Below are 23,152 nucleotides of genomic sequence, written 5' to 3'. Positions count from 1 at the left end.
TCGACCCCCGAGAGTGCAAACGCCGTCCCGGAGGTCCGGGACGGCGTCGGCAGTGCTCGTGGCGCGGAGGGCGCGGCTACTCGATCAGGCGCACCGGCTCGCCCACGATGCGGGCGGTCCACGTGGTCGCGTCGGTCACGGTCGCACCGGGGAAGTTGATCGCCACCCGGAACCAGCAGCCACCCTGGCTGGAGGTCTGACAGGTGTAGGTGTTGGGGATCGGCACCCGGATCGTCTGCAGCTTGCCGTTGTTGGTCGCCGACGTCACCCCGTTGACCTTGCAGTTGGTCAGCGTTCCCGTCGTGGGTCCGGTCGCCTTGCAGTCGGAGATCGACGTCATCGCCGCGGCACCGATCTTGGCGTCGCCGGGCGGCAGGATCTGCACGCTGCCCGCGGTCGTGCCGGTGGCCTCACCGACGTCGAAGTAGGTGATGACCAGGGTCTTGTTGGCCGCCGCCGGCACCACGCGCACCAGGTTGAACTGCGTGTTGGCCGAGTCGGCGTTGGCGAAGATGCGCATCTTCTCCCAGGGCGAGACCGAGATCGCGCCGGCCGCGGCGCCGGTGACGGCGCGGACGGCGAACTGGTTGGTGCCGTTGCCGAGCACGAGCGGGTTGTCGGCAGCCTGGTTGTAGACGTTCGCGTTGCCGGCCACCGCGCCGGTCGAGTCCAGCGTGTAGGCCAACGGCATGGCCACGTTGCTGCGGACCTGCAGGTAGTAGTCACCGGCCTGGGTCGGGGTGAAGGTGCACAGGTTGACCCACTGGTGGAAGACCCGTGCGACTTCCTCCTGCAGGGCGGCGTTGCTGCCGAGGTTGCGCAGGTTCCGCTCGCGGGGGCCGGTGCTGCCCGTGTAGGCGTAACCGGGCCACTGCTTGGTGCACTCGGTCGGGTTGAGGGCCGGAGCCGTGTACGGGTTCAGGTTGTCCACCGGGCTGCGCACCGTGAACGACGTGATGGTGGGCACCTCGACGCCGAAGCGTCGGCCGCTGTTGTCCGAGTCGCCGGTGCAGAACATCGTCGCGTTGACGTTGTCGTTCTTGTAGCGGTCGCTGGCGTCGGTCGTGGCGTAGGGGTAGTTGCCGTTGGCGGACGACGAGATGTTCGCGGTCGGGCCGGTCGAGCAGTCGGCCGCCGTCTCGACGTAGGCCGGGTCGTAGATCTGCAGGTTCACCGACTGCCCGACCCCGGCAGGGGCGACCCGGATCAGGTAGATGAAGCCGCGCGGGTCGAACTCGTCGTTGACCCCGCCGCTGCAGCCGTCCTCGCCGCTGCCGCACTTGCGGGCGTCGTACTGCGACCCCTGGTCCTTCCAGGTCTCCGGTCCGGTGATCGCGCCCCAGAACTGGGGGTTCGAGCAGCTGGCGTAGGTGGGGACCTTGGTCTGGGAGCTCTGCGGGCCGAGCTGCGCGGACCCGGCGGGCTCGTTGGCGAAGCTGTTGCACGGGCTGCCCATCGGCGCGGGCCCGTTGAAGTCGGCGAGCGCCGAGCGGGACATGGTCGACTGGGAGATGCCGAACGAGCGTGCGAAGGCGTTCTTGACGGTGGACGACACCGTCACCTTGAGCTGCGTGGGCTTCGTGCCGGCCGCGACGGTCACCGACGACGTGCCGGAGTTGGGGAACCCGTTGTCCTCGGCGACCTCGATGGCGCGGGCGCGGGCGGCGTCGAAGTCGTCGGGCATGAAGGTGACACCCGCGGTGGCGGCGGCGTCGGCCGCCGCCTGGACCCGCTGGAGCTCGACGTAGAGGCGGGCCAGGTCGACCGAGGCGGCGCCGAGCGGGAGCGCGATGAAGGCGAAGAACATCGCGACGATGATGGCGGTCGCGCCCGCTTCGTCACGACGCCTGCGCCAGGTGGTGGGGGCTCTCATCTCTCGTCCGATCAGTTGTGCGCGTTGGGGGTGCCCGGCTTGCACCGGTCCTGCTCGAGCGGCTCGAACTTCATGACGGTGCGCTCGGTCATCACCTTGGCGCCGCCGAGGACGCTGTTCATCAGGCCGGTCATCCAGTTGTGGTTCGCGCGGAGCGCGACCCCGACCGCGTCGGTCTCGTTGAGGCAGGCGTTGACGGTGGCCGACGCCCAGGACCCGCTGGAGTAGCGGAAGCGCCCGGTGCCGTTGGCGGTGACGACGCCCGCGTCCCAGACGTACATCACGCAGTTCGCGACGCCCGAGCAGCTGGCGGGGATGGTGGAGCCGGTGCCCGGGAAGCCGGCCCCGTTGGCCTTGTAGACCATCACCCACTGGATGTCGGCGGAGTTCATGGCCATGCCGGCGGTCTGCATGGTGTCGGCCGCGGCCTGCGCGAACCCGGGCACCGAGGCGGGCGAGCACGGCGGGGGCGAGGCGCTCGCCTCGCAGGTGCCCGGTCCGGCGTCGGCGGCCGCCGACGCCGAGCGTGCGCCCGCGCGCACGCTGCTGCTCATCGAGATGTTGTCCTTCATGTAGAGGCCGAGCTCGATGGTGCCGAGGAAGAAGAGCAGCAGGATCGGCACCGTGAGGGCGAACTCGACCGCGACCGCACCGCGATCGTCCCGTCGCCTGGCGAAGAACCTCATCGACTACTCCCTCGTTGTCCCCACGCCGCTGCAGACGACGTACGACACCTGCTGCCACAGTCTTGGCGCCCGAGGCGCAGCGCGCCCGACCTTTGCCGAACGCTAGTGACAGCGGATCAAGGATGCGTCAGCACGACGGTCGAGATGTATAGCCCGAAATGACCATGTGCGGGGTGGTCCGGACGGCACTACCGCAGGCGCGAGGCCACCAGGTCGGCGAAGGGTGCGGCGTTGGCGGGCGACACGTCGAGGTAGAGGCCCGGCTCGATCAGCTCGAGCTCGCTCACCACCCACTCCCCCTGCCACCGCAGCAGGTCGACGCGGAGGTAGTCCATCGGGCGCCCGAAGCGGGCGGCCATGGCATCGGCCGCGCGCAGCGCGAGGTCGGCGACGTCGCCGAGAGCGACGGCCCGGACCCGGCCGCCGAACTCCTCGTTGACGCGGACGTCACCCTCGCCCGGCAGCTTGTCGAAGCGCTGGGCGAGGTGGCCGTCGAGCACGTAGACCGACGTCTCGCCGTGGGTGCGGATCGACTCGACGAGGGGCTGGACGACCCACGGGCCACCGACCTCGGGGTAGTCGGGGTGGCTCTGCACCGGCGTGCCCAGGCGCGGGTCGTCGGGGTCGGTGACCACGATCAGGCCGGCTCCCCCCGCGCCGACGCGCGGCTTCACCACGGCGGTGCCGAAGCGGGCCACCGCGGCGGCCAGCGCTGGCCGGTCGTCGGCGAGGACCGTCGGCACGGCCGGCAGGTCCCCCAGGTCGGTGAGGTAGCGCTTGTCGTGGTTCCACGCGAAGACGTCCGCGCCGTTGAGCAGGCGGGACTGGTCGAGCGCCTGCGTCCACGCGAGGAAGTCGCGGTGGCGGGTGACGTAGTCCCAGGTCGAGCGGACGGCGACGAGGTCGGCGGCCGCCCAGTCGACGGCCGGGTCGTCCCAGCGCGCCCAGGTGGCGTCGACCCCACGCTCGGCGAGCGCCGCGTCGAGTGCCGCGGCGCCGGGCTCACCGGTCGGGAGGTCGCCGCTGGTGGCGAGGAGGACGGTCATCGCCCGCTCACGCGTCGGAGCGCTCGGCCGGGATCTCGCTGGCGCCGTAGAGCTCGTGGGCGACCGCGTCGCGGTTGGAGCCCTCGCGGTTGTCGCCCTTCTCGATGATCACGAGGTTGTGGTAGCAGTGCACCGCCCGGACCCACTGGTCGGTGTAGGTCGGCTCGTAGCCCTCCACGAGGAACTCCTCGTGGTTGAGGCCGTCGACGAGGTCCTTGACGAGGTCCATCGACGTGCCGGGGGCCCGCGGGTCGAGCTGGCCGCCCCAGGCGGGCCAGTAGGACGTCTGGGTGTCCTCGATGCAGTAGATCGCGCCGTCGGGCAGCAGCGGGAACAGGATCCGGAAGGACTCGCGCACGTGGGCCGGGATGTGGCTGCCGTCGTCGATCACGACGAGTGGGGCACCCTGCTCCTCGATGATGCGGTGCAGCACCTCCGGGTCGGTCTGGTCGCCGTGGTAGGCGTGGACGTGGCCCTTGGTCAGCCACGTCTTGTCCTCGATGTCGAGGCCGACGATCCGCGCCTTGGGGAAGAACCAGCGCCACATCTTCATCGAGGCGCCGCTGCGCCGGCGCTTCTTGTAGCCCCCGATGCCGAGCTCGAGGAGGGTGAAGGACTCGCGGCGCAGGTGCTGGAGGTGGCGCTCGTAGTGGGGGGTGTACTTGTGCACGCCCCACTTGTCGGTGCGGAACTCGATCGCCAGCTCCGTCAGGTTGCTGGCCAGCAGCCGCCGCCGGCGCTCGGCGCGCGGGTCCGGCACCTCCGCCACCGTCGGCTGGGCGGACGTCTGCAAGCGTCCGGCCTTCCTGGCGGCCTTCTTGACGGCCTGGCCGGCTCGACGAGCAGTGGTGCGCACCCGCAGACCCTAGCCTGACCCGCCCACCACCGGCGCGTGGTGCCCGAACGGCACGTCCTCGACCGCGCCGAGCGCCGCGAGGACCGACGGCAGCATCGCCTTCGCGGTGCGCTGGTAGCCGTGCGCGCTGGGGTGGAACCGGTCGAGGCTGAACATCTCGTCGGGGTTGGTGATGAAGAACGGACCCACGACGTGCGCCAGCGAGACGACCCTCGCTCCGTGCTCGAGCGCGACGGTGCGCTGGGCCTCCGCGAGCTGCCGGGACGCCCGGGAGCCGAGCGCGCGCAGCGGCTGCGGCACCGGCCGCAGCGCGCCGAGGTCGGGGCAGGTGCCGACCACCACCTCCGCCCCGCGCGCCCGCAGCGCGTCGACGGCGTCGGCCAGGTGCCGGGCCGAGTCGGCGACGGGCACCCGGTGGGTCACGTCGTTGCCGCCGACCACGACGACCGCGACGTGCGGGCGGTACGTCGCCGGCAGCGAGGCGACCTGGGCGGCGAGGTCGCTGCTCTCCGAGCCGACGACGGCGACGGTCCGCAGCCGCACCGAGCGCCCCAGCCGCTTCGCGACCGCCCGCGCGAGCCGGCCGCCGAGCGTCTGCTTGGGCTTGTCCGCGCCGAGGCCCGCCGCGATGGAGTCCCCGAGGACGACGAGGTCCACCGGGTCGCCGTAGGACCGGCGCCAGTGCCGGTCGCCCGGGGGCGCCTCCTCGCCCAGCGGCTTGCCGATCGCCCGCCGCGCCAGGGCGGCCTGGTGGCGCAGCAGCCGCCCGGTCCCGTACGCCGCGACCGCGACCCCGACACCCACGGCCGCGACGGCGTACGCCCCGGCACCCGTCCCTCCTGCGTGCTCCTCGTGCTCCACGCACCGGTTCAACCACCCGGGCCTGAACCGGCGGTCAACGTCGGGCGACGGATGACCGACCGGCACCGCACAGTTGGGTCGTAGTACTCAGGACGGGACCCGCCGACCGGGCCACGCTGGAGCCATGAACACCTCCGTGGACACCGTCCGCCCCGTGCCACCCCGCCAGCTGACCTGGCTGCGGGCCGAGCTGGTCGACTGGACGTCGCAGGGCCTGATCTCCGACGAGCAGGCCGCGCTCATCTCGACCCGCTACCGCGCCGAGTCCCATCGGGTGGGCGTCGGCCGCGTCCTGCTCTACCTCGGCGGCGGCTTCGTCGGCATCGGCCTGATCTGGCTGGTGGCCGCCAACCTCGACCAGCTGTCGCCCGCGAGCCGCTTCGCCGCGGTGTGCCTGATCTGGCTGGCCCTGCTCGCGGGGGGCGAGGTGCTCGCCGCACGTCGGTCCAGCCCGCCGGTCGTCGGCGCCGCACGCCTGCTGGCGGCCCTCGGCTTCGGCGCCGTCGTGTTCCAGGCCGCCCAGTCGCTGCAGGTGCCCGCGTTCGAGCCGCGCCTGCTGGGCGTCTGGGCGATCGGCACGCTGCTCCACGGCTACCTCGCCCGCGCCTACCTCCCGTTCGTCGTCGGCGTCGCCACCGGCGTCGCCTGGTGGTTCTCGCAACCGCTCTGGCAGGAGCCCTCCGGCCTCGCCGTCGTGGTCCTCCTCGGTGCGGGCGCCGTGCTCGCCTCCTCCCTCGCCGTCCTGCACGACTCCCGTCTCCCCGCCTTCGCATGGACCTGGCGCACGGTCGGCGCCGGCATGGCGCTGCTGGCCCTCTTCGTGGCCGCGATCCCGGACATCGGCTCCGGCGACCTGGTCTGGAACGCGTGGCTCGCCGCCGTGCTCGTCGTCTCCGCCGCCGCCGTGGTCGCCGCCGTCGTGGTCGACCGCTCGGCGCGACGGCTCCTCGAGCCCGCCGGGGCGGTCGTCGTCCTCCTCGTCGCGACCGGGCTCGCGCTCTGGCAGACCGGCACCGACACGACGACGGTCGATGCCTCCGACTGGCTGCACGCCGCGGTCTCGGTGGGCGTCTACGTGGTCCTCGCCGTCGCCCTGGTCGCCCTCGGGACGCTGCGCGACCACACGCCGATCACCTGGATGGCGATGGCCGGGCTGGTGGTCTTCACGACCTTCCAGAGCTTCGCGGTGTTCGCACCGATCGTGACCGGCGCCTGGCTGTTCGTCGTGCTGGGCACGGTCTTCCTGGGCACCGGCTTCCTCTTCGACCGGGCTCGCCGCGAGCTCACCCAGGCGCTGGACGCCGACACCGACACCGACCACTCCCGAGGAGCAGACCGATGAACCGCACCGCCACCACAGCCGTCGTCGCCGTGGGCCAGCTGGTCCTGGTCGGGCTCGCCGTCGCCCCGCAGCTCTCCGCCCGGCTCAACGGGGACACCTACGCGCTGAGGGTGGCGCCGCTCGACCCGATCGACCCGTTCCGCGGGGCGTACGTCTCGCTCGACTACCCCGACCTGCACCGGGGCGGTCCGTCGTCCGGCGAGCAGGGCATCGGCTCGCTGGACGACGGGACGTCGGGCGACCTGTTCATCACCCTGCGCCGCGACGGTGCCGTGTGGGTCGGGGACGACTGGACCCGCGAGCGCCCGGAGGACGGGCCGTACCTCGCCTGCAACGACCAGTCGTGGCAGGTCCGGTGCGGCATCGAGAGCTGGTTCCTGCCGCAGGACGAGGCAACGCGCACCGAGGACCTGCTGAGGGACGGCGCCGTCGCCGAGGTCAGGATCGACGGGCGCGGCAACGCCGCCGTCGTCGACGTCCGCGCCCCGTGACCGGGTGGACCGCCGCGGTCAGCCGCCGGCGACGGCCGGGATGACCGAGACCTGGCTGCCGTCGGGGGTGGGGGTCTGCAGGTCCTCGAGGAAGCGCACGTCGTCGTTGCCGACGTAGACGTTGACGAACCGGCGCAGCGCCCCGGCCTCGTCGAGGATGCGCCCCTTGATCCCGGAGTAGCGGGCGTCGAGGTCGTCGAGGACGGCCGCGAGCGTGTCGCCCTCGGCGCTCACCTCGGACTCGCCCCCGGTGTAGGTGCGCAGGATGGTCGGGATCCGTACCGAGACTGCCATGGGTCCTCCTTCGTACGTGGATGGGCTGAGCGTGCTCTGGCGCACCACCAGAGTGCGCTCAGAGGACGCCGGACGCCACGAAGGCGTCGTAGGACGGTGCGATGGTGGCGGCCGGTCCGACGCGGTCGGACACGGAGTCGAGGGTCTTGAGGCCGTGGCCGGTGTTGATGACGACGGTCTCGAGCGAGGCGTCGAGCTGGCCGGTCTCGACGAGCTTGCGGAGCACGCCGACGGTGGTGCCGCCCGCGGTCTCGGTGAAGATGCCCTCGGTGCGGGCGAGCAGCACGATCGCGTCGCGGACCTCGTCGTCGGAGACGTCCTCGACGGCCCCGCCGGTGCGCCGGCAGACGTCGAGGACGTAGATGCCGTCGGCCGGGTTGCCGATCGCCAGGCTCTTGGCGATGGTGTCGGGCTTCACCGGGCGGATCGCGTCGGTCTCGGCCTTGTAGGCCACCGAGACCGGCGAGCATCCGGTCGCCTGGGCACCGAACACCTTGTAGGGCTTGTCCTCGACGAGGCCGAGCGCGATCAGCTCGCGGAACGCCTTGTCGACCTTGGTCAGCTGGGAGCCGGAGGCCACCGGGATGACGATCTGGTCGGGCAGCCGCCAGCCGAGCTGCTCGGCGATCTCGTAGCCGAGCGTCTTCGAGCCCTCGGCGTAGAACGGGCGGACGTTGACGTTGACGAACGCCCAGCCCTCCTCCTCGCCGGCGATCTCGGACGCGAGCTTGTTGACGTCGTCGTAGTTGCCCTCGACCGCGACGAGCTTCTCGGTGAAGACGGCCGAGTTGACCTTCTTCGGCGTCTCGAGGTTGCTCGGGATGAAGACGACGGTGGGGATGCCGGCGCGGGCACCCGCGGCGGCGACGGCGTTGGCGAGGTTGCCCGTCGAGGGGCACGCGAAGACCTTCGCGTCGAGCTCGCGGGCAGCGCTCAGCGCGCAGGCGACGACGCGGTCCTTGAAGGAGTTGGTCGGGTTGGTCGAGTCGTCCTTGACCCAGAGCTTCTCGAGGCCGAGCTCGCGGGCGAGGTTGTCGGCCCGCAGCAGCCGGGTGAAACCGGGCTCGGTGTTGGGGCTCTGCTCGATGTCGTCCGGCACCGGCAGCAGCGCCTTGTAGCGCCAGATGTTGCGGGGGCCGGCGGCGATCTGCTCGCGGGTCACGGCCGGGAAGTCGTAGGCCACCTCGAGCGGCCCGAAGCACTCCGGACAGGCGTACGACGGGCCGAGGGCGACCTCGTGGCCGCACTCGCGGCAGGCCAGCGACCGGGCGTGGCCGAAGGCGCCGGCACGCAGCGTGTGGGTGGTGTTCTCGTCCAGCAGGGTGCTCATGAAGTCCTCCTCCTCATCTGTCCCGGCGACGATCGCGCGGGTCGGATTTGGCACCTGCTCCCATGTCTGCCGGACGGGGTCCGGGCAGGAGGCTCATGGGCGGTTGCCGGGACTTCGTCGGGCCGTTCCCTCAGTCCCTCGTGATGAGCAAGGACAACTGTAGGCATGCGTCTCACGATGTGCACACGAAGTCCGACATCCGAGACCAAGGTCCCGCGGGTGGCTCCCGTCGCCGTCGGTCCGCTCACCGTGGCGGCACACGACACCGCCCCCAGCACCGTGGCGGCACACGACACTCGACCGGCGCTCCGGGATGTCGTCTGCCGCCACCCTCGGCGCCCGGATGCCGTGTGCCGCCACCCTCGGCGCCCGGATGTCGTGTGCCGCCACCGACGGAGGCGTACGTCAGCGGGCGAGGAGGCCCAGCATCTCGACGACGCCGGCGGGGCCGTCGACCACCACGTCGGCGAGGTCGACGAGGTCGGGCTGCTCGGTGGACGCGGAGCACACCACGAGCCCGGGCAGGCCGTCGGCACGGAGGTCGCGGACGGCCTCGAACGCCTCGATGTCGCCGAGGTCGTCGCCGCCGAAGACCACGCCGCTCGCCTCCTGCTCCGCGACGAAGGTCCGCACCGCGCGGCCCTTGTGCATGTCGCCCGAGCGGACCTCGATGACGTTGCGGCCGGGCTCGAGGGTGAGGTGGTGGCGCTCGGCGAGGTCGGCCAGCGGCTCGCGGATCCGGTCGAGGGCCCCCTCGGGGTCGTCCATGCGACGGGTGTGGACGGCGACGGCCAGCCCCTTCTCCTCCACGAACGCGTCGGCGGCGCCGGCGCGACGCAGCACCGACGGCAGCTCGCGCTCGAAGGTGGCGAGCCCGGCGGGCGGCCGGGGCGAGCGGATCCGCTGCTCGGTGGCCGACCAGCGCTCGTTGCCGTACTGCCCGAACACGAACAGCTCGGCCCCCCTGTCGAGCATGGCGTTGCCGAGCGCGTCGAGGTCGCCCATCGCGATCGCCTGGCGCGCCGGGCGCCCGGTGATCACCGCGACCGCGCGGACCACCTCGGCGAGCTCGAGGAGCGCGCCGGGCGCCGCCGGGTGCAGCCGGGCGGACTCGGGGTCGTCGACCACGGGCGAGAGCGTGCCGTCGAAGTCCAGGCCCACCACCGTGCCCGCGAGGACCTCGCGCACGGCGTCGTAGTGCTCGCGCGCGGCCGCGGAGGTGAACTCCATGGCACCAGCCAACCAGATGTCGCGGGCGGGCGACCAACCGTCCCGCGACCGGGTCACCCCCAGGAGTCGGCGCGCGGTCAGCGGGGGGCGTCGGTGGTGAGGATGACGGTGAGGCGGTCGCGCTTCATCACGCCGACCGCCGGCATCGTGCGCGTGACGCCCAGGTCGAGGGCCAGCTGCTTGCCGGCGGCCTCGAGGCGCGGCGGGAAGTAGACCGTGGTGGTGGGGATGTTGCCGACCCAGTTGTCCTCGCCCACGACCGACCAGCCGATGTCCGTGGCGCGCGCCGCCGTGGAGGCGGCGAGGCCGCTGATCCCGGAGTTGTTGAAGACCTCGACGTAGACCTCGCCGCGCTTCAGCTGGGGCTTGGGCTTCGGCGTCTTCGTGGGCTCCGGCGTCGGCTCCGCGCTCGGCGTCTGGTCGGCGCTCGCGATGGTGGCGGTGTCGACCCGTTGCTCGGTGGGCGCCTGGTCGCGGGTGGCGACGAAGGTGATCGAGGCCATCGCCACGGCGAGCACCGAGAGCATGACCAGCGGCGAGGGGAAGGCGACGCCGCGCTCGTCGCGCGGTCGGGTGGCGGTGGTGGTGCGGCCCGTGCTGGGGAAGGAGGCCATGGGGAAGGAAGCCGATCCGTGAGTGGTGGACAGGTGGGTCGTCAGACCTCGAACCCGAGTCGACGGGCCGAGCGCTGGCGCTGGCGGGAGGCACGCAGCCGACGCAGGCGGCGTACGAGGAGCGGGTCGGCCTCGAGGGCCTCGGGACGGTCGATCAGGGCGTTGAGGACCTGGTAGTAGCGCGTCGAGGACATGTCGAACTTCTCCCGAACGGCCTGCTCCTTGGCGCCGGCGTACTTCCACCAGTGGCGCTCGAACTCGAGGATCTCGCGATCGCGCTGGCTCAGCGCGGCAGCAGTCTCCTGCTCGGCTGCGATGTGCTTCGCGGCGTCCATGACCAACTCCTTGTCGACCCCACGTCCACCGGAGCAGGTGGACTGCGCCCGAGTCTAGGCGACGAACAACAACGATGTCATTCGCCTGCGGCGAGTCGTCTGGACAAAACCCGCGGGCGGCCCACGTTGGGGTGACCTGCGCCTCTCGCGGCCTCGATAGGGTCGTGCCGTGAGCCACACCCCGCAGGCAGACCTCGTCATCGTCGCCAACCGGCTGCCCGTCGACGGCGTGCGCCAGCCCGACGGGTCCATGACGTGGCGCCGGTCGCCGGGTGGGCTGGTGACGGCCCTCGAGCCCGTGCTGCGCGCCAACGACGGGGCGTGGATCGGCTGGCCCGGTTCGGCCGACGAGGAGGACTTCGAGCCGTTCGTCGAGGACGGCCTGTCCCTCGTGCCGGTCCCCCTCAGCGGCGCGGAGGTCGAAGAGTTCTACGAGGGCTTCTCCAACGGCACCCTCTGGCCGCTCTACCACGACGTCATCGCCAAGCCGGAGTTCCACCGCGAGTGGTGGGAGAGCTACGTCCGGGTCAACGAGCGCTTCGCCGACCGCGCCGCCGAGGTGGCAGCGGAGGGCGCGACGGTGTGGGTCCAGGACTACCAGCTGCAGCTGGTGCCGCAGATGCTGCGCGAGCGGCGGCCCGACCTGCGCATCGGCTTCTACCTGCACATCCCGTTCCCGCCGGCCGAGCTGTTCTCCCAGCTGCCGTGGCGCCGCCAGATCCTCGAGGGCCTGCTCGGTGCCGACCTGATCGGCTTCCAGCTCCCGGGCGCCGCCGCGAACTTCGTCCGCCTGGTGCGCAGCCGGGTCGGCCACAAGACCCACCGCGACACCATCTACCTGCCGGACGGCCGGCCGGTGAAGGCCACCGCGTTCCCGATCTCCATCGACACCGCCGGCTTCGAGGAGCTCGCCCGCTCGGAGGGCGTCACCGAGCGGGCCGCGGAGATCCGGGAGGCGCTGGGCAACCCGCGCCGGATCTTCCTCGGCGTCGACCGGCTCGACTACACCAAGGGCATCCACTCGCGGCTGCGGGCGTTCGGCGAGCTGGTCCGTGACGGCAAGCTCGACGTCGAGGACGCGGTGTTCGTCCAGGTGGCCACCCCGTCGCGCGAGCGGGTCGAGCAGTACCGCATCCTGCGCGACGAGATCGAGCTGCTGGTGGGTCGCATCAACGGCGACCACGGCCGGATCGGCCGCCCGGCGATCTCCTACATGCACTCCTCCTATCCCCGCGAGGAGATGGCCGCGCTCTACCGTGCCGCCGACGTGATGGTCGTGACGCCCTTCCGCGACGGCATGAACCTCGTCGCCAAGGAGTACGTCGCCTGCCGCCTGGAGGACGACGGCGCGCTGGTGCTGTCGGAGTTCGCCGGCGCTGCAGCCGAGCTGCGCCAGGCCTGGCTGGTGAACCCCTACGACATCGACGGGATGAAGGCCGCGCTGCTCGAGGCGTTCGCCGCGGACCCCAAGGAGACCGGTCGCCGGATGCGCGCGATGCGCAAGACGGTCGTCCAGCACGACGTGGCCCGCTGGGCGCGCGACTTCCTCAGCGAGCTCGAGCACCTGCCGGACCACCACGACAAGACCGTGCGGCGCTCGCGGGCCCGCTGAGCCCGCTCATCGCGGCTGCTCCTCCGCGGCGGCGCGGTGGGTCGCGTCCTGGGCGACCATGATCGCCTCGACCTCCTCGACGAGCCGGGGCCCGAGGCGGGGCCAGGACGGGTCGTAGCCGTAGGCCTCGGCGAGCCCGACGGCCGACCTCGTGCCGTCGACGAGGTCGACGTCCCCGGGTCCGATCAGCCCGGGGTGCACCACCCCGACCGCCTCCGAGACCTTCAGCAGGTCGCGGCGCAACGACCGGACGTAGTTCGCGGCCCGCTCGCTCTTCAGCGTGACGTCGAGGCCGCGGGTGTAGCGCGGGTTCTGGGTCGCGACCCCCACCGGGCAGTGGTCGGTGTGGCACTTCTGCGCCTGGATGCACCCGATCGCCATCATCGCCTCGCGACCGACGTTGACCATGTCGGCGCCCAGCGCGAAGGCCACCACCGCGTTCTCCGGGATGCCGAGCTTGCCGGCACCGACGAACACCACGTCGTCGGCGATCCCCGCCTGCGCGAAGCGTCGGTGGACCTGGGCGAAGGCGAGGCGGAACGGGTAGGCGACCGAGTCGGCGAAGATCATCGGCGCGGCGCCGGTGCCGCCCTCTCCCCCGTCGATGTTCACGAAGTCGACGCCACGGCCGCCGCCCGCCATCTGCTCGACGAGCTCGTCCCACATGGTGAGGTTGCCGACGGCCGACTTGATGCCGACCGGGAGGCCCGTGGCCGCGGCGACCTCCTCGACGAAGTCGAGCATCGAGTCGACGTCGCGGAAGACCGCGTGCCGGCTCGGGGAGGCGCAGTCGACGCCCTCGGGGATGCCGCGGATCTCGGCGATCTCCCGGCTGACCTTCCCTCCCGGGAGCATCCCGCCCAGGCCGGGCTTCGCCCCCTGGCTGAGCTTGACCTCGATGGCGCGCACCGGCGCCGACTGGACCAGGTCGACGAGGCGGCCGAGGTCGAAGCGGCCCCGCTCGTCACGGCAGCCGAAGTAGGACGTCCCGATCTGGAAGACGATGTCGCCGCCGTGGCGGTGGTGCGACGAGAGCGCACCCTCACCCGTGTTCTGCAGGCAGCCGGCCGCAGCCGCGCCGCGGTTGAGCGCCTCGACCGCCTTGCCCGACAGCGAGCCGAAGCTCATCCCGGAGATGTTGACGACCGAACCCGGCCGGAACGCGTGCGTACGCCCCCGGGCGGCACCCAGCACCTTCGCGCAGGGCAGCCGGACCTCCTCCTGGGCGTGCGGCATGACCGCGGCCCCGGGTCCGGTGAAGGTGCGGTGCTTGATGATCGGGTAGCCCACGACCTGCTCGACGTCGTTGTCGGTGCCGAAGCCGAAGTAGTTGTTCTCCAGCTTGGAGCTGGCGTAGACCCAGCTGCGCTGGTCCCGGCTGAACGGGCGTTCCTCGTCGTTGCTGGTGACGATGTACTGGCGCAGCTCCGGTCCGACCCGCTCGACCAGGAACCTGCCGTGGCCGATGACCGGGAAGTTCCGGAGGATCGCGTGCCGGGTCTGCACCAGGTCGTGGACGGCGGTCGCCGCCGCCGCGACCGCCGAGCCGCCCAGGATCGCGTACCTCCACCTCATGGGGACGTTCCTAGCCGCCCGCGGTGGGGTTGTCGAGGATCAGGCGAGCTCGCCACGCGCGAGGCTCACACCCGAGTGGGTGGGATCGCCGTCGTCGGGCTCCACGGAGATGTCGAGGATCCGGTAGCCCTCGTCGATGAGGCGGCGCGGCACCTCGAAGGTCCCGTCGTCGCCGCGGGCCAGGATGCCGAGGGCGACCATCCGCTTGCCGTCGACGTTGATCAGCCACACCTCGTGGAACCCCGGCTCGCCGCCGAGCTCGCGCGCGCGGACGGACACCTGCACGACGTCGTCGGCGGCGTCGAACGCCTCGACGTCGCCGCGGGGAGCGTCGCTGTCGAGCGCGGTGAGGGCCGCGCTCGCGACCACGGCGCCGGTGGGCTCGGGGTCGGGCTCGGGGGCCGCGACGGGGTCGGCGGCGGTCCAGCGACCGAGGCCGAGACCGGCGACGAGGCCGATGACCGCCGCAGCAGTCGCCAGCCACAGCGGCACGGCGTGGCGACGGCGCAGGGGCACGGGGGCGACGTCCGCGGCCTGCGGTGCGACGCCCTGGCCGAGCGCCTCGGCCAGGACCCGGGCGCGCAGGCCGTCGGGGACGGGGACGAGCGGTTCTGCCCCGGTGGCGCGGCGGGCGGAGCGGAGCGCGTCGAGGGCCGCGCCGCACTCGGGGCAGGAGGTCACGTGGGCGTGCACCGACTCGCGGACGGCGCCGGGCTCGAGCACGAGGTCGGCCAAGGTGTCGGGGTCAGCGTGAGCCATGGCGCACCTCCTCGAGGACGCGGTGGAGCTGGGCGAGGCCGCGACGCAGGTGGCTCTTCACGGTGCCGAGCGGGAGCCCGGTCGTCGCAGCGATGTCGGAGTGGGGCTTGTCCTGCCAGAAGGCCAGGAGCAGGACGGTGCGGCGCGGCTCGTCCATCTGGTCGACGAGCTGGCGCACGACGAGGCGCTCGGCGAGCGCGACGTCGGCGGCAACGTGCTCGTCGGGGGTGGTGACGGCAGCGACCGCACGGACCTTGCGGGCGTCGCGCGCCCGGGCGGCGCGCGCGTCGGCGACCTTGTGCCGGGCGATGCCGACGAGCCAGGCCGGGAACGTGCTCGGGCCCGGCGTCACGGTGGCCCGGCTGCGCCAGGCGGCCACGAAGACCTGCTGGGTGACGTCCTCGGCGTCATGGGGGTCGCCGAGGGCGCGGACCGCGAAGTTGTGGATCAGGGAGGACCAGCGGTCGAACACCTCTCCGAGGGCGGCCTCGTCGCCGTCACGGAAGCGCGATGCCAGCGCCACCATCGACTCTTCGTGCGCCTCCTCGAGGGCCGCTGCTCCCACCACGGCACCACCGTAGCGGGGCCCCGACCGGGCGGGGAGCCTGACGACGGTCATGTCGCTCCCCTCCCGGTCCGGGCCTCGTGCTGGTCGTGCGTGCCCGGGAGCCTGGGGCTCCCGGGCTCGGGATCACAGGTCGATCGGGCGCATGACCTGGTCGATGGCGTGGGCGATCTGCTTGTTGCCCTTGTTCAGGTCGAGACCGCTGAGGACGGCCATCGCGTCGGTGTCGTTCTTGTCGCGGTCCTTCAGCGTGACCGAGACCTCGGGCTTCGTCTTGACCTTGACCTTGATCTTGCCGCCCTGGGCGGTGGTCAGCTTGGCGCCGTTGGCCTTGAGCACCTTCTTGCTGGTCAGGGTCTTGCCCGGGACCACGTGGTAGAGCAGGACGGACTCGATGGTGTCGACGCCGGCGAGCTCGACGAGCGCGTTGAAGATCTTCTTCTCGCTCTTGATGTTCTTGCCGGTCAGGTCCTTGGCCAGGTCGCGGAAGGCCTGGTCGGTGGGCGCGAAGACGGTCAGGCGCTTCGAGCCGTCGGCGACCAGCGCGACCGGGGACTCCGGCTTGGCGCCGATGACGGCGAGCGCCGCCTCGGTGAGGATGTCGAAGTCGTTCTTGTTCTTGTCGAACTTGTTGCCGTCCGAGGTCAGCAGGCCCGCGAGGCTGTCCTCGCCTGCAGCCTTGGCGTTGGCCGCAGGAGCGGTCGCCTGCACGGCACCGAGCGCGAGGGCCGAGGCCGCGAGCAGAGCGGGTACGCGTCGCTTCATGGTGGGGGGTCCTTCCGTCGGGGGCGCCGTCCGCGCCCGTCACCCCCTTCTCGGACGATCCCCCCTCCCCGGATGCACCTACCCGTAGATTTCTTTCCATGGACCTGATCCCGAAGCCCGACCAGCTGGTCTCGGCGGCGGGCAACGTCGCCCACTCGCTGCTCTACGGCGGCCTGGCGGACCTCCGCCCGATGCCCCGGACCCTCATCGACGACGGCGAGCTGCGCGAGGTCTACCACTACCGTCCCGACCGCGACGTCGCGCCGACCGGCGACCCGGTCCTGCTGGTCACGCCGCTGGCCGCGCCGTCGCTGTGCTTCGACCTGCGCCGTGACTGCTCGCTCGTCGAGCACCTGGTCACGCTCGGCCGGCCGACCTACCTCGTGGAGTACGGCCAGGTGTCGTTCCGCAACCGCTCGCTCGGCGTGGAGCACTGGGTCGACGAGGTGCTGCCCGAGGCGATCCGCACCGTCCACGAGCACTCCGGAGGGCGACCCGTCCACCTGGTCGGGTGGAGCCTGGGCGGCATCTTCGCCCTCCTCGTCGCCGCCGACCGCCAGGACCTGCCGATCGCCTCGCTGACCGTGGTCGGCTCCCCCGTCGACGTGACCAAGGTGCCGCTGGTCGCCCCGGTGCGCCCGCTGCTGAACCTCACCCAGGGGCGCGGCGCGATCACCCGCGCCTACCGCGCGCTGGGCGGGGTCCCGACGCCCCTGGTCAACTGGGCGTTCACCGCCGCGTCCGCGCAGAAGGTCGTCACCAAGCCGCTCGCGGTGCTGACCCACCTCGACGACACCGACTACCTCGCGCAGATGGAGGCGGTCACCCGGTTCATGAACAGCATGACCGCCTACCCGGGTCGGACCTTCGGCCAGCTCTACCACCGCTTCGTCAAGGGCAACGCCCTCGCGAGCGGCCGGATGGAGATCGGGGACCGCACGGTGGACCTGGCCGCCGTCGACGTGCCGGTGCTGGTCTTCGCCGGCAACACCGACGGGATCGCCCCGCTGCCCGCCGTACGCGCGGTGGTGCCGCTGCTGGGCGGCTCGCCGCAGGTGCGCTTCGAGATCGTGCCGGGCGGCCACCTCGGGATGCTCACCGGTCGCGCCGCGCGCGGCACCACCTGGACGGTCATCGACGAGTGGGTGGCGCAGTGGTCGGGCGCCGCGCCGGCGAAGAAGGCAGCTGCGAGGAAGGCTCCCGCCAGGAAGGCTGCTGCGAAGAAGGCTGCTGCCAAGAAGACGCCCACCAAGAAGGCTGCTGCCAAGAAGACGCCCACCAAGAAGGCTGCTGCCAAGAAGGCTGCTGCCAAGAAGACGCCCGCGAAGAAGACCGCGTCCGCCGCGGCGATCGGGTCCAACCCGGCGCGCCGCTACGGCTCGGCCGGGTCACGGGCGCTCGGCCGGCGCTGAACGACAGCCGCCCGCGGGAGGTGCCGCCTAGAGTGCCGCCATGCCCAGACCCACCGAGACCACGCCGCGGGCCGGGGAGCCGGGGTCGACGCTGCCCCGCGGCGTCCGGATCGGCTACGGGAGCGGGTCGGTCGCGACCGGCGCCTTCGGCACCGTCCCCGGCCTGATGCTCCTGCCCTACCTCACCGACGAGCTGGGCATCGCAGCCCTCTGGGCCGGTGTGATCGTGTTCCTCCCCAAGGCCTGGGACGTCGTCCTCAACCCGGTCGCGGGCCGGGTGAGCGACCGGACGGTCGACCCGGCCGGCCCGCGGCGCCCCTGGCTGGTGCGCGCCGGGCTGATGCTGGCCGGGGCGTTCGCGCTGATCTTCGCGGCCCCCGACCTGGGCAGCGCGGCGCTCGAGGCGGGCTGGGTGCTGGTGTTCTTCGTGCTGGCCGCGTCGGCGTACGCGTTCTTCCAGGTCCCCTACGTCGCGATGCCGGCCGAGATGACCTCGTCCTACGACGAGCGCACCCGGCTGATGACGTGGCGGGTGGCGATCCTCGCGTTCACCATCATGCTCGCGGGCGCGACGGCGCCCGTCATCCGGGACGCCGTCGGCGGTGGACGCGACGGCTACCGCGTGATGGGCGTGGTGATGTCGGTGCTGATCGTCGTCGGCGTCCTGGGCGCGTGGTGGGGCACCCGGCGAGCACCGGTCGGGACGGTGGCCGCCGGAGCAGGCTCCCTGCGCGAGCAGCTCAGGGTGGTCGCGCACGCGCGCGACTTCCGGCTGCTGCTGACCACCTTCGTCGTGCAGGCGCTCGCCACGGGCTGCATGCTCGCGGGGGTCGACTACCTCGCCGGCGACGTGCTGGGCAGCGCCGGCGCCTCGACCGTGCTGTTCGTCTGCTTCGTGGGCCCGGCGCTGCTGCTGACGCCCGCGTGGGCGGCGCTCGGCACCCGGATCGGCAAGCGCCGTGGCTACGCCATCGCCTCGGTCGTCCTGGCCGCCGGGGCGCTGCTCGCCGTGACCGCCCGGGTCGCCCCGCCGGCGGTGGTCTTCGCGGCGACCGCGCTGGTCGGCGTCGGCTACGCCGGCTGCCAGGTCTTCCCGATGGCGATGCTGCCCGACGCCGCGGCCGTCGACTCCGCGCGCACCGGCGAGAACCGGACCGGCGTCTACACCGGGGTCTGGACCGCCGGAGAGACGCTGGGGCTCGCGCTCGGACCGGCGGTCTTCGCGGTCGTGCTCGCCCTCGGCGGCTACCTCTCCAGCGAGGGCCGCGAGCTCGACCAGCCCGACTCGGCGCTGACCGCGATCACCCTCGGCTTCTCCGTCCTGCCCGCCGCCCTGACCCTGCTCAGCCTGTGGTGGCTGCGCCAGTACACCCTCGACGCCGCCGAGGTGGCGGCCGCGGAAGGAGCCCTGCATGGCTGAGCCGACGAGCCCGCTCGAGCGGTTGCGGGCCCTCCAGGGGGCCGACCTCCCGGTCCACGGCGGTCGCACCCTGGCCTACGTCTACGACTCCGGTGAGCCGGAGGTCGACCGCGTCGCCCGCGAGGCGGTGGCGGCGTACGCCGCGTCGAACGCCCTCGACCCGACCGCGTTCCCGTCGCTGCTGCGGATGGAGAACGAGCTGGTCGGCTTCGCCTGCGATCTGCTCGACGCGCCCGCGTCCGCGGTCGGCACGGTGACCTCCGGCGGGACGGAGTCGATCCTGCTGGCCGTGCAGGGGGCACGGGACAGCCGGCCGGACGTCACCCGACCGCGGATGGTCCTGCCCGCGACGGCGCACGCCGCGTTCCACAAGGCGGCGCACTACTTCGGCGTCGAGACCGTCCTGGTGCCGGTCGGTCGGGACTTCCGGGCCGACGCGCCGGCGATGGCCGCGGCGATCGACGACGACACGGTGCTGGTCGTCGCCAGCGCCCCGTCCTACGCCCACGGCGTGGTCGACCCCGTCACCGAGATCGCCGCGGCGGCCGCGGGGCGCGGCGTGCGGTGCCACGTCGACGCCTGCATCGGCGGCTGGGTGCTGCCGTACGCCGGCCGGCTCGGGCGCGACGTACGACCGTGGACCTTCGCCGTCGAGGGCGTCACCTCGATCTCGGTCGACACCCACAAGTACGCCTACGCCCCGAAGGGCACGTCGGTCCTGGTGCACCGCGACGCCGGGCTCCGCAAGCCGCAGTTCTTCGCCTCGGCAGCCTGGCCGGGCTACACGATGCTCAACGCCACCACCCAGTCCACCCGGTCGGGCGGACCGGTGGCCGGGACGTGGGCGGTCGTGCAGGAGATCGGGGACGCGGGCTACCTCCGCCTCGCCGGGCAGGCGTTCGACGCCGTCGACGCGATCGTGGCGATGGTCGACGACGAGCCCGCCCTGCGCCTGGTCGTCGCCCCCGACTCGACGCTGGTCACCCTGGCCACGGACGCGACGTGCGACCCGTTCACGCTGACCGACGAGCTCGTCGCGCGCGGGTGGTACGTCCAGCCGCAGCTGTCGTTCGCCGGCGACGGCCCGAGCATCCACCTGTCGGTGAGCGCCGGCACGCTGGCCCACGTCGACGACCTGCGCACCGCCCTGCGCGAGTCGGTCGCGGCCGCGCAGGCCGCCGGGCCGGTGGCGGTCGACGCCGGCGTGGTCGCGTTCATCGAGGCGCTCGACCCGGCCGCGCTCGGCGACGACGACTTCGACGGCCTGCTCGCCGCGTCGGGCCTCGTCGGGGCGTCCGCCGACGGCGACCTCGAGCTGCCGACCCGGATGGCCGAGGTCAACGCGATGCTCGACGTCGCCTCGCCCGCGATGCGCGAGGCGCTGCTGGTGGCGTTCCTCGACCGGCTGCAGCGGCCGGTGCGTGCGGGGGGCCCGGCATGAGCTCCCTGGCGCGCCTGGTGGAGCAGGGGCGGGTCGCCCCCGACTGGGCCGAGGCGCTGGCGCCGGTCGACGAGCAGATCGCGGCGATGGGGCGCTTCCTGCGCGACGAGGAGGCCGCCGGGCACGGCTACCAGCCGTCCGCCGACCGGGTGTTCCGCGCCTTCGAGCGCCCGCTCGCCGACGTCCGGGTGCTGGTCGTGGGGCAGGACCCCTACCCGAACCCGTCGCACCCGATCGGGCTCAGCTTCGCCGTCGAGCGGCGCGTGTGGCCGCTGCCGCCGAGCCTGCTGAACATCTACGTCGAGCTGCGCGACGACCTCGGGATCGTGCCCCCGAAGCACGGCGACCTCTCGGCCTGGGCCGACCAGGGCGTGATGCTGCTCAACCGGTCGCTCACGGTGCGCCCGGGCGACTCCAACAGCCACGCCGGCAAGGGCTGGGAGTCGGTCACCGAGCGCGCCATCACCGCCCTGGCCGAGCGCGGCGGACCCCTGGTGGCCGTGCTGTGGGGTCGGCACGCACAGTCGCTGAAGCCGCTGCTGGGAGCCGTGCCGGCGGTCGAGTCGGTCCACCCCTCCCCGCTCAGCGCGCGGCGCGGGTTCTTCGGGTCGAAGCCGTTCAGCGCGGTCAACCGGCTGCTCGAGGAGCAGGGTGCCGAGCCCGTCGACTGGACGCTGCCGGCCTACGACGACGTCCCCGAGCGCCCGGCCCCGCGGCGGTAGTCCAGTGAGCGATGGTCGTCGAGGCGGCGTGCCGCCGACCGTTTGCCACTGGACTACCCCGGGAATATAGTTGAAACCCGGACTATTGAGGTGGACATGACCGACACGACGCCCGACACGATGCCTGCCCTCTACATCGGGCACGGCGCCCCGCCGCTGCTCGACGACCCGACCTGGTCGGGCCAGCTGGCCGCGTGGGCGCAGGACCTGCCGCGCCCGCGGGCGGTGCTCATCGTCTCGGCGCACTGGGAGTCCGCGCCGGTCAGCCTGTCGGCCAGCGGCGCCCCGCTCGTCTACGACTTCGGCGGGTTCGCGCCGAAGTACTACCAGATGACCTACGAGACGCCCGACGCCTCCGACCTCGCCCGACGCGTGGCGGCGATGATGCCGAGCACCGAGCCGGTCCACCAGCACGCGTCCCGCGGCCTCGACCACGGCGCGTGGGTGCCGCTGAGGATCATGTATCCCGAGGCCGACGTCCCGGTGCTGCAGATGTCGCTGCCGACCGACGACCCCGAGCGCCTGATGCGGCTCGGCGAGCGGCTGCGGCCGCTGCGCGACGAGGGCGTGCTGATCGTCGGCTCGGGCTTCCTGACCCACGGCCTGCCGTTCCTCACCGAGTGGCGCATCGACGCCGCGGTGCCGGGCTGGTCGCGCGACTTCGACCTCTGGGCGGCCGACGCGATCGCGCGCGGCGACGTGGACACCCTCGCGGACTTCAAGGCCAAGGCGCCGGGCATGCCGTACGCCCACCCGACCGTCGAGCACTACACGCCGCTCTTCGTCACGCTCGGCGCCGCGACGAGCGCCGACCGGCCGGCGACCCAGGTGATCGACGGCTACTGGATGGGCCTGTCCAAGCGGTCGCTGCAGGTCGCCTGAGGACCTGTTCTAGTCTCGAGGGGTGCGCGTCCTCTCGATCCAGTCCCACGTCGCCTACGGCCACGTCGGCAACTCCGCAGCCGTCTTCCCGCTCCAGCGCCTCGGCCACGAGGTGTGGCCCGTCCTGACGGTGAACTTCTCCAACCACACCGGCTACGGCGCGTGGCGCGGTCCGCTGATCGCGGCCGACGACGTCGCGGCGGTGATCACCGGGATCGGTGAGCGCGGGGCGTTCGAGACCTGCGACGCGGTCCTCTCGGGCTACCAGGGCTCGCCCGAGATCGCCGACGTCATCGTCGACGCGGTCGCGCAGGTCAAGGCGGCCAACCCGGCCGCGACCTACACCTGCGACCCGGTGATGGGCAACGCGACCTCGGGCTGCTTCGTCAACCCGGCGATCCCGCCGAAGTACCGCGAGACCGTCATCCCCGTCGCCGACGTGCTCACCCCCAACCAGTTCGAGCTCGGCTTCATCACCGACCGCGACGCGCTCAGCGGTCCCTCGTCCCTCGACGCGATCCTCGACGCCGTCGACGAGGTGCGCGGGCTCGGTCCCTCCACGGTGCTGGTGACGTCGGTCGACCGCGAGGGTGCCGACGCCGACGTCATCGAGATGCTCGCCGTCACCGCCGACGGCGCCTGGCTGGTCACCACGCCGCGCCTGCCGATGAAGGCCAACGGCTCGGGCGACATCACCGCCGCCCTCTTCACCGCGCACCTGAAGGAGACCGGCTCGCCCGCCGACGCCCTCGCACGCACCGCGTCGTCCGTCTTCGCGGTGCTGCAGGCGACCCTCGACTCGGGCGAGCGCGAGCTCCGCCTGATCGCGGCCCAGGACGCGATCGCCAGCCCCGCCTGCGAGTTCGCCGTCGAGCAGGTGCGTTGACGCATCGGAGCCGGTGACAGGAATCGAACCCGCGACATCATTATTACAAGTAATGCGCTCTACCAACTGAGCTACACCGGCGTGCCCGGACCGACAGAGGACGGGCGCGCGCCATCCTAGGTGAGCATGGACTGCGGGAAGCAGCCGAGGCTGGG

General features: G+C 72.5%; 23 protein-coding genes, 1 tRNA gene and 1 riboswitch. Of the genes, 9 read left to right on the top strand and 15 right to left on the bottom strand.

What is annotated here, in order from left to right; translation table 11 throughout:
* Nucleotides 1-76: 76 nt before the first annotated feature.
* From LN652_RS17010 to LN652_RS16990, 5 genes are all read right to left on the bottom strand, one after another.
* Nucleotides 77-1,873, bottom strand: a complete 1,797-nt coding sequence (locus LN652_RS17010) for a pilus assembly protein TadG-related protein (RefSeq protein ID WP_230441785.1) — start codon at nucleotides 1,871-1,873, stop codon at nucleotides 77-79.
* A gap of 11 nt (nucleotides 1,874-1,884) precedes the next feature.
* On the bottom strand, nucleotides 1,885-2,559 hold the full coding sequence (locus LN652_RS17005; RefSeq protein ID WP_230441784.1) for a TadE family protein: 675 nt from the start codon (nucleotides 2,557-2,559) through the stop codon (nucleotides 1,885-1,887).
* A 188-nt stretch (nucleotides 2,560-2,747) separates the two neighbouring features.
* Nucleotides 2,748-3,605 (bottom strand): ATP-grasp domain-containing protein, encoded by an 858-nt coding sequence (locus tag LN652_RS17000; protein ID WP_230441783.1) that lies wholly within the window; start codon nucleotides 3,603-3,605, stop codon nucleotides 2,748-2,750.
* Between the two features lie 7 nt (nucleotides 3,606-3,612).
* Complete coding sequence (locus tag LN652_RS16995) at nucleotides 3,613-4,461, bottom strand: hypothetical protein (protein ID WP_230441782.1); 849 nt, start codon at nucleotides 4,459-4,461, stop codon at nucleotides 3,613-3,615.
* A 9-nt stretch (nucleotides 4,462-4,470) separates the two neighbouring features.
* On the bottom strand, nucleotides 4,471-5,322 hold the full coding sequence (locus tag LN652_RS16990; RefSeq protein WP_230441781.1) for an SGNH/GDSL hydrolase family protein: 852 nt from the start codon (nucleotides 5,320-5,322) through the stop codon (nucleotides 4,471-4,473).
* Between the two features lie 124 nt (nucleotides 5,323-5,446).
* Between LN652_RS16990 and LN652_RS16985 the strand changes: the two genes are divergently transcribed.
* Both LN652_RS16985 and LN652_RS16980 read left to right on the top strand, forming a co-directional pair.
* Complete coding sequence (locus LN652_RS16985) at nucleotides 5,447-6,664, top strand: DUF2157 domain-containing protein (RefSeq protein WP_230441780.1); 1,218 nt, start codon at nucleotides 5,447-5,449, stop codon at nucleotides 6,662-6,664.
* Nucleotides 6,661-7,155, top strand: coding sequence for a GDYXXLXY domain-containing protein (locus tag LN652_RS16980; protein ID WP_230441779.1), 495 nt, complete (start codon nucleotides 6,661-6,663; stop codon nucleotides 7,153-7,155). Before LN652_RS16985 ends, LN652_RS16980 begins: the two co-directional genes overlap by 4 nt.
* 18 nt (nucleotides 7,156-7,173) lie before the next feature.
* On the opposite strand, the gene LN652_RS16975 is transcribed toward LN652_RS16980, so the two are convergent.
* The 5 genes from LN652_RS16975 to LN652_RS16955 all read right to left on the bottom strand — a co-directional run bounded on the left by LN652_RS16975 (nucleotide 7,174) and on the right by LN652_RS16955 (nucleotide 10,958).
* Nucleotides 7,174-7,449: a MoaD/ThiS family protein gene (locus tag LN652_RS16975; RefSeq protein WP_230441778.1), complete on the bottom strand. Its 276-nt coding sequence runs from the start codon at nucleotides 7,447-7,449 to the stop codon at nucleotides 7,174-7,176.
* A 58-nt stretch (nucleotides 7,450-7,507) separates the two neighbouring features.
* A complete protein-coding gene (thrC, locus tag LN652_RS16970) occupies nucleotides 7,508-8,779 on the bottom strand; it encodes a threonine synthase (protein WP_230441777.1) in 1,272 nt (423 codons plus the stop codon).
* Between the two features lie 10 nt (nucleotides 8,780-8,789).
* Nucleotides 8,790-8,929, bottom strand: a riboswitch (SAM riboswitch).
* Nucleotides 8,930-9,184: 255 nt separating this feature from the next.
* Complete coding sequence (otsB, locus tag LN652_RS16965) at nucleotides 9,185-10,009, bottom strand: trehalose-phosphatase (RefSeq protein WP_230441776.1); 825 nt, start codon at nucleotides 10,007-10,009, stop codon at nucleotides 9,185-9,187.
* A gap of 77 nt (nucleotides 10,010-10,086) precedes the next feature.
* Entirely contained in the window at nucleotides 10,087-10,623 is a 537-nt protein-coding gene (locus LN652_RS16960) for a LytR C-terminal domain-containing protein (protein WP_230441775.1), read from the bottom strand.
* A 41-nt stretch (nucleotides 10,624-10,664) separates the two neighbouring features.
* Nucleotides 10,665-10,958, bottom strand: a complete 294-nt coding sequence (locus tag LN652_RS16955; protein WP_230441774.1) for a DUF3263 domain-containing protein — start codon at nucleotides 10,956-10,958, stop codon at nucleotides 10,665-10,667.
* Between the two features lie 169 nt (nucleotides 10,959-11,127).
* Here LN652_RS16955 and LN652_RS16950 point away from each other — a divergent pair, with 169 nt between their 5' ends.
* Nucleotides 11,128-12,570 (top strand): alpha,alpha-trehalose-phosphate synthase (UDP-forming), encoded by a 1,443-nt coding sequence (locus LN652_RS16950; protein ID WP_230441773.1) that lies wholly within the window; start codon nucleotides 11,128-11,130, stop codon nucleotides 12,568-12,570.
* A 6-nt stretch (nucleotides 12,571-12,576) separates the two neighbouring features.
* Here the strand turns inward: LN652_RS16950 and LN652_RS16945 are convergent, their stop codons facing one another.
* The 4 genes from LN652_RS16945 to LN652_RS16930 form a co-directional block, all read right to left on the bottom strand.
* A complete protein-coding gene (locus LN652_RS16945; protein ID WP_230441772.1) occupies nucleotides 12,577-14,145 on the bottom strand; it encodes an FMN-binding glutamate synthase family protein in 1,569 nt (522 codons plus the stop codon).
* Between the two features lie 39 nt (nucleotides 14,146-14,184).
* Nucleotides 14,185-14,904, bottom strand: a complete 720-nt coding sequence (locus LN652_RS16940; protein WP_230441771.1) for an anti-sigma factor — start codon at nucleotides 14,902-14,904, stop codon at nucleotides 14,185-14,187.
* Entirely contained in the window at nucleotides 14,891-15,523 is a 633-nt protein-coding gene (locus tag LN652_RS16935; protein WP_230441770.1) for an RNA polymerase sigma factor, read from the bottom strand. The genes LN652_RS16940 and LN652_RS16935 overlap by 14 nt, the downstream gene beginning before the upstream one ends.
* A 72-nt stretch (nucleotides 15,524-15,595) precedes the next feature.
* Entirely contained in the window at nucleotides 15,596-16,234 is a 639-nt protein-coding gene (locus LN652_RS16930) for a fasciclin domain-containing protein (RefSeq protein WP_230441769.1), read from the bottom strand.
* Between the two features lie 98 nt (nucleotides 16,235-16,332).
* On the opposite strand from LN652_RS16930, the gene LN652_RS16925 reads away from it, so the two are divergent.
* The 6 genes from LN652_RS16925 (at nucleotide 16,333) to pdxY (ending at nucleotide 22,997) form a co-directional block, all read left to right on the top strand.
* Complete coding sequence (locus tag LN652_RS16925; RefSeq protein WP_230441768.1) at nucleotides 16,333-17,646, top strand: alpha/beta fold hydrolase; 1,314 nt, start codon at nucleotides 16,333-16,335, stop codon at nucleotides 17,644-17,646.
* Between the two features lie 40 nt (nucleotides 17,647-17,686).
* The gene (locus tag LN652_RS16920) at nucleotides 17,687-19,066 is read left to right on the top strand and encodes an MFS transporter (protein ID WP_230441767.1); all 1,380 of its coding nucleotides are present in this window, start codon (nucleotides 17,687-17,689) and stop codon (nucleotides 19,064-19,066) included.
* Nucleotides 19,059-20,507, top strand: coding sequence for a pyridoxal phosphate-dependent decarboxylase family protein (locus LN652_RS16915; protein WP_230441766.1), 1,449 nt, complete (start codon nucleotides 19,059-19,061; stop codon nucleotides 20,505-20,507). Before LN652_RS16920 ends, LN652_RS16915 begins: the two co-directional genes overlap by 8 nt.
* Nucleotides 20,504-21,229: a uracil-DNA glycosylase gene (locus LN652_RS16910; RefSeq protein WP_230441765.1), complete on the top strand. Its 726-nt coding sequence runs from the start codon at nucleotides 20,504-20,506 to the stop codon at nucleotides 21,227-21,229. The genes LN652_RS16915 and LN652_RS16910 overlap by 4 nt, the downstream gene beginning before the upstream one ends.
* A 96-nt stretch (nucleotides 21,230-21,325) precedes the next feature.
* A complete protein-coding gene (locus LN652_RS16905) occupies nucleotides 21,326-22,111 on the top strand; it encodes a dioxygenase family protein (RefSeq protein ID WP_230441764.1) in 786 nt (261 codons plus the stop codon).
* A gap of 22 nt (nucleotides 22,112-22,133) precedes the next feature.
* Complete coding sequence (gene pdxY / locus LN652_RS16900) at nucleotides 22,134-22,997, top strand: pyridoxal kinase PdxY (protein WP_230441763.1); 864 nt, start codon at nucleotides 22,134-22,136, stop codon at nucleotides 22,995-22,997.
* An 8-nt stretch (nucleotides 22,998-23,005) separates the two neighbouring features.
* Here pdxY and LN652_RS16895 read toward each other — a convergent pair.
* A tRNA-Thr gene (locus tag LN652_RS16895) sits at nucleotides 23,006-23,078 on the bottom strand.
* Nucleotides 23,079-23,152 lie beyond the last annotated feature (74 nt).

Source organism: Nocardioides okcheonensis, from assembly GCF_020991065.1.
Classification (GTDB): Bacteria; Actinomycetota; Actinomycetes; order Propionibacteriales; family Nocardioidaceae; genus Nocardioides; species Nocardioides okcheonensis.
This window is presented reverse-complemented; position numbering and strand designations above follow the sequence as displayed.

What these genes read in the sequence shown, in the direction of transcription:
- LN652_RS17010 (WP_230441785.1), bottom strand. Translation starts at nt 1,873, where the DNA reads ATGAGAGCCCCCACCACCTGGCGCAGGCGTCGTGACGAAGCGGGCGCG.
- LN652_RS17005 (WP_230441784.1), bottom strand. Translation starts at nt 2,559, where the DNA reads ATGAGGTTCTTCGCCAGGCGACGGGACGATCGCGGTGCGGTCGCGGTC.
- LN652_RS17000 (WP_230441783.1), bottom strand. Translation starts at nt 3,605, where the DNA reads ATGACCGTCCTCCTCGCCACCAGCGGCGACCTCCCGACCGGTGAGCCC.
- LN652_RS16985 (WP_230441780.1), top strand. Translation starts at nt 5,447, where the DNA reads ATGAACACCTCCGTGGACACCGTCCGCCCCGTGCCACCCCGCCAGCTG.
- LN652_RS16980 (WP_230441779.1), top strand. Translation starts at nt 6,661, where the DNA reads ATGAACCGCACCGCCACCACAGCCGTCGTCGCCGTGGGCCAGCTGGTC.
- LN652_RS16975 (WP_230441778.1), bottom strand. Translation starts at nt 7,449, where the DNA reads ATGGCAGTCTCGGTACGGATCCCGACCATCCTGCGCACCTACACCGGG.
- thrC (WP_230441777.1), bottom strand. Translation starts at nt 8,779, where the DNA reads ATGAGCACCCTGCTGGACGAGAACACCACCCACACGCTGCGTGCCGGC.
- otsB (WP_230441776.1), bottom strand. Translation starts at nt 10,009, where the DNA reads ATGGAGTTCACCTCCGCGGCCGCGCGCGAGCACTACGACGCCGTGCGC.
- LN652_RS16960 (WP_230441775.1), bottom strand. Translation starts at nt 10,623, where the DNA reads ATGGCCTCCTTCCCCAGCACGGGCCGCACCACCACCGCCACCCGACCG.
- LN652_RS16955 (WP_230441774.1), bottom strand. Translation starts at nt 10,958, where the DNA reads ATGGACGCCGCGAAGCACATCGCAGCCGAGCAGGAGACTGCTGCCGCG.
- LN652_RS16945 (WP_230441772.1), bottom strand. Translation starts at nt 14,145, where the DNA reads ATGAGGTGGAGGTACGCGATCCTGGGCGGCTCGGCGGTCGCGGCGGCG.
- LN652_RS16940 (WP_230441771.1), bottom strand. Translation starts at nt 14,904, where the DNA reads ATGGCTCACGCTGACCCCGACACCTTGGCCGACCTCGTGCTCGAGCCC.
- LN652_RS16935 (WP_230441770.1), bottom strand. Translation starts at nt 15,523, where the DNA reads ATGACCGTCGTCAGGCTCCCCGCCCGGTCGGGGCCCCGCTACGGTGGT.
- LN652_RS16930 (WP_230441769.1), bottom strand. Translation starts at nt 16,234, where the DNA reads ATGAAGCGACGCGTACCCGCTCTGCTCGCGGCCTCGGCCCTCGCGCTC.
- LN652_RS16925 (WP_230441768.1), top strand. Translation starts at nt 16,333, where the DNA reads ATGGACCTGATCCCGAAGCCCGACCAGCTGGTCTCGGCGGCGGGCAAC.
- LN652_RS16920 (WP_230441767.1), top strand. Translation starts at nt 17,687, where the DNA reads ATGCCCAGACCCACCGAGACCACGCCGCGGGCCGGGGAGCCGGGGTCG.
- LN652_RS16915 (WP_230441766.1), top strand. Translation starts at nt 19,059, where the DNA reads ATGGCTGAGCCGACGAGCCCGCTCGAGCGGTTGCGGGCCCTCCAGGGG.
- LN652_RS16910 (WP_230441765.1), top strand. Translation starts at nt 20,504, where the DNA reads ATGAGCTCCCTGGCGCGCCTGGTGGAGCAGGGGCGGGTCGCCCCCGAC.
- LN652_RS16905 (WP_230441764.1), top strand. Translation starts at nt 21,326, where the DNA reads ATGACCGACACGACGCCCGACACGATGCCTGCCCTCTACATCGGGCAC.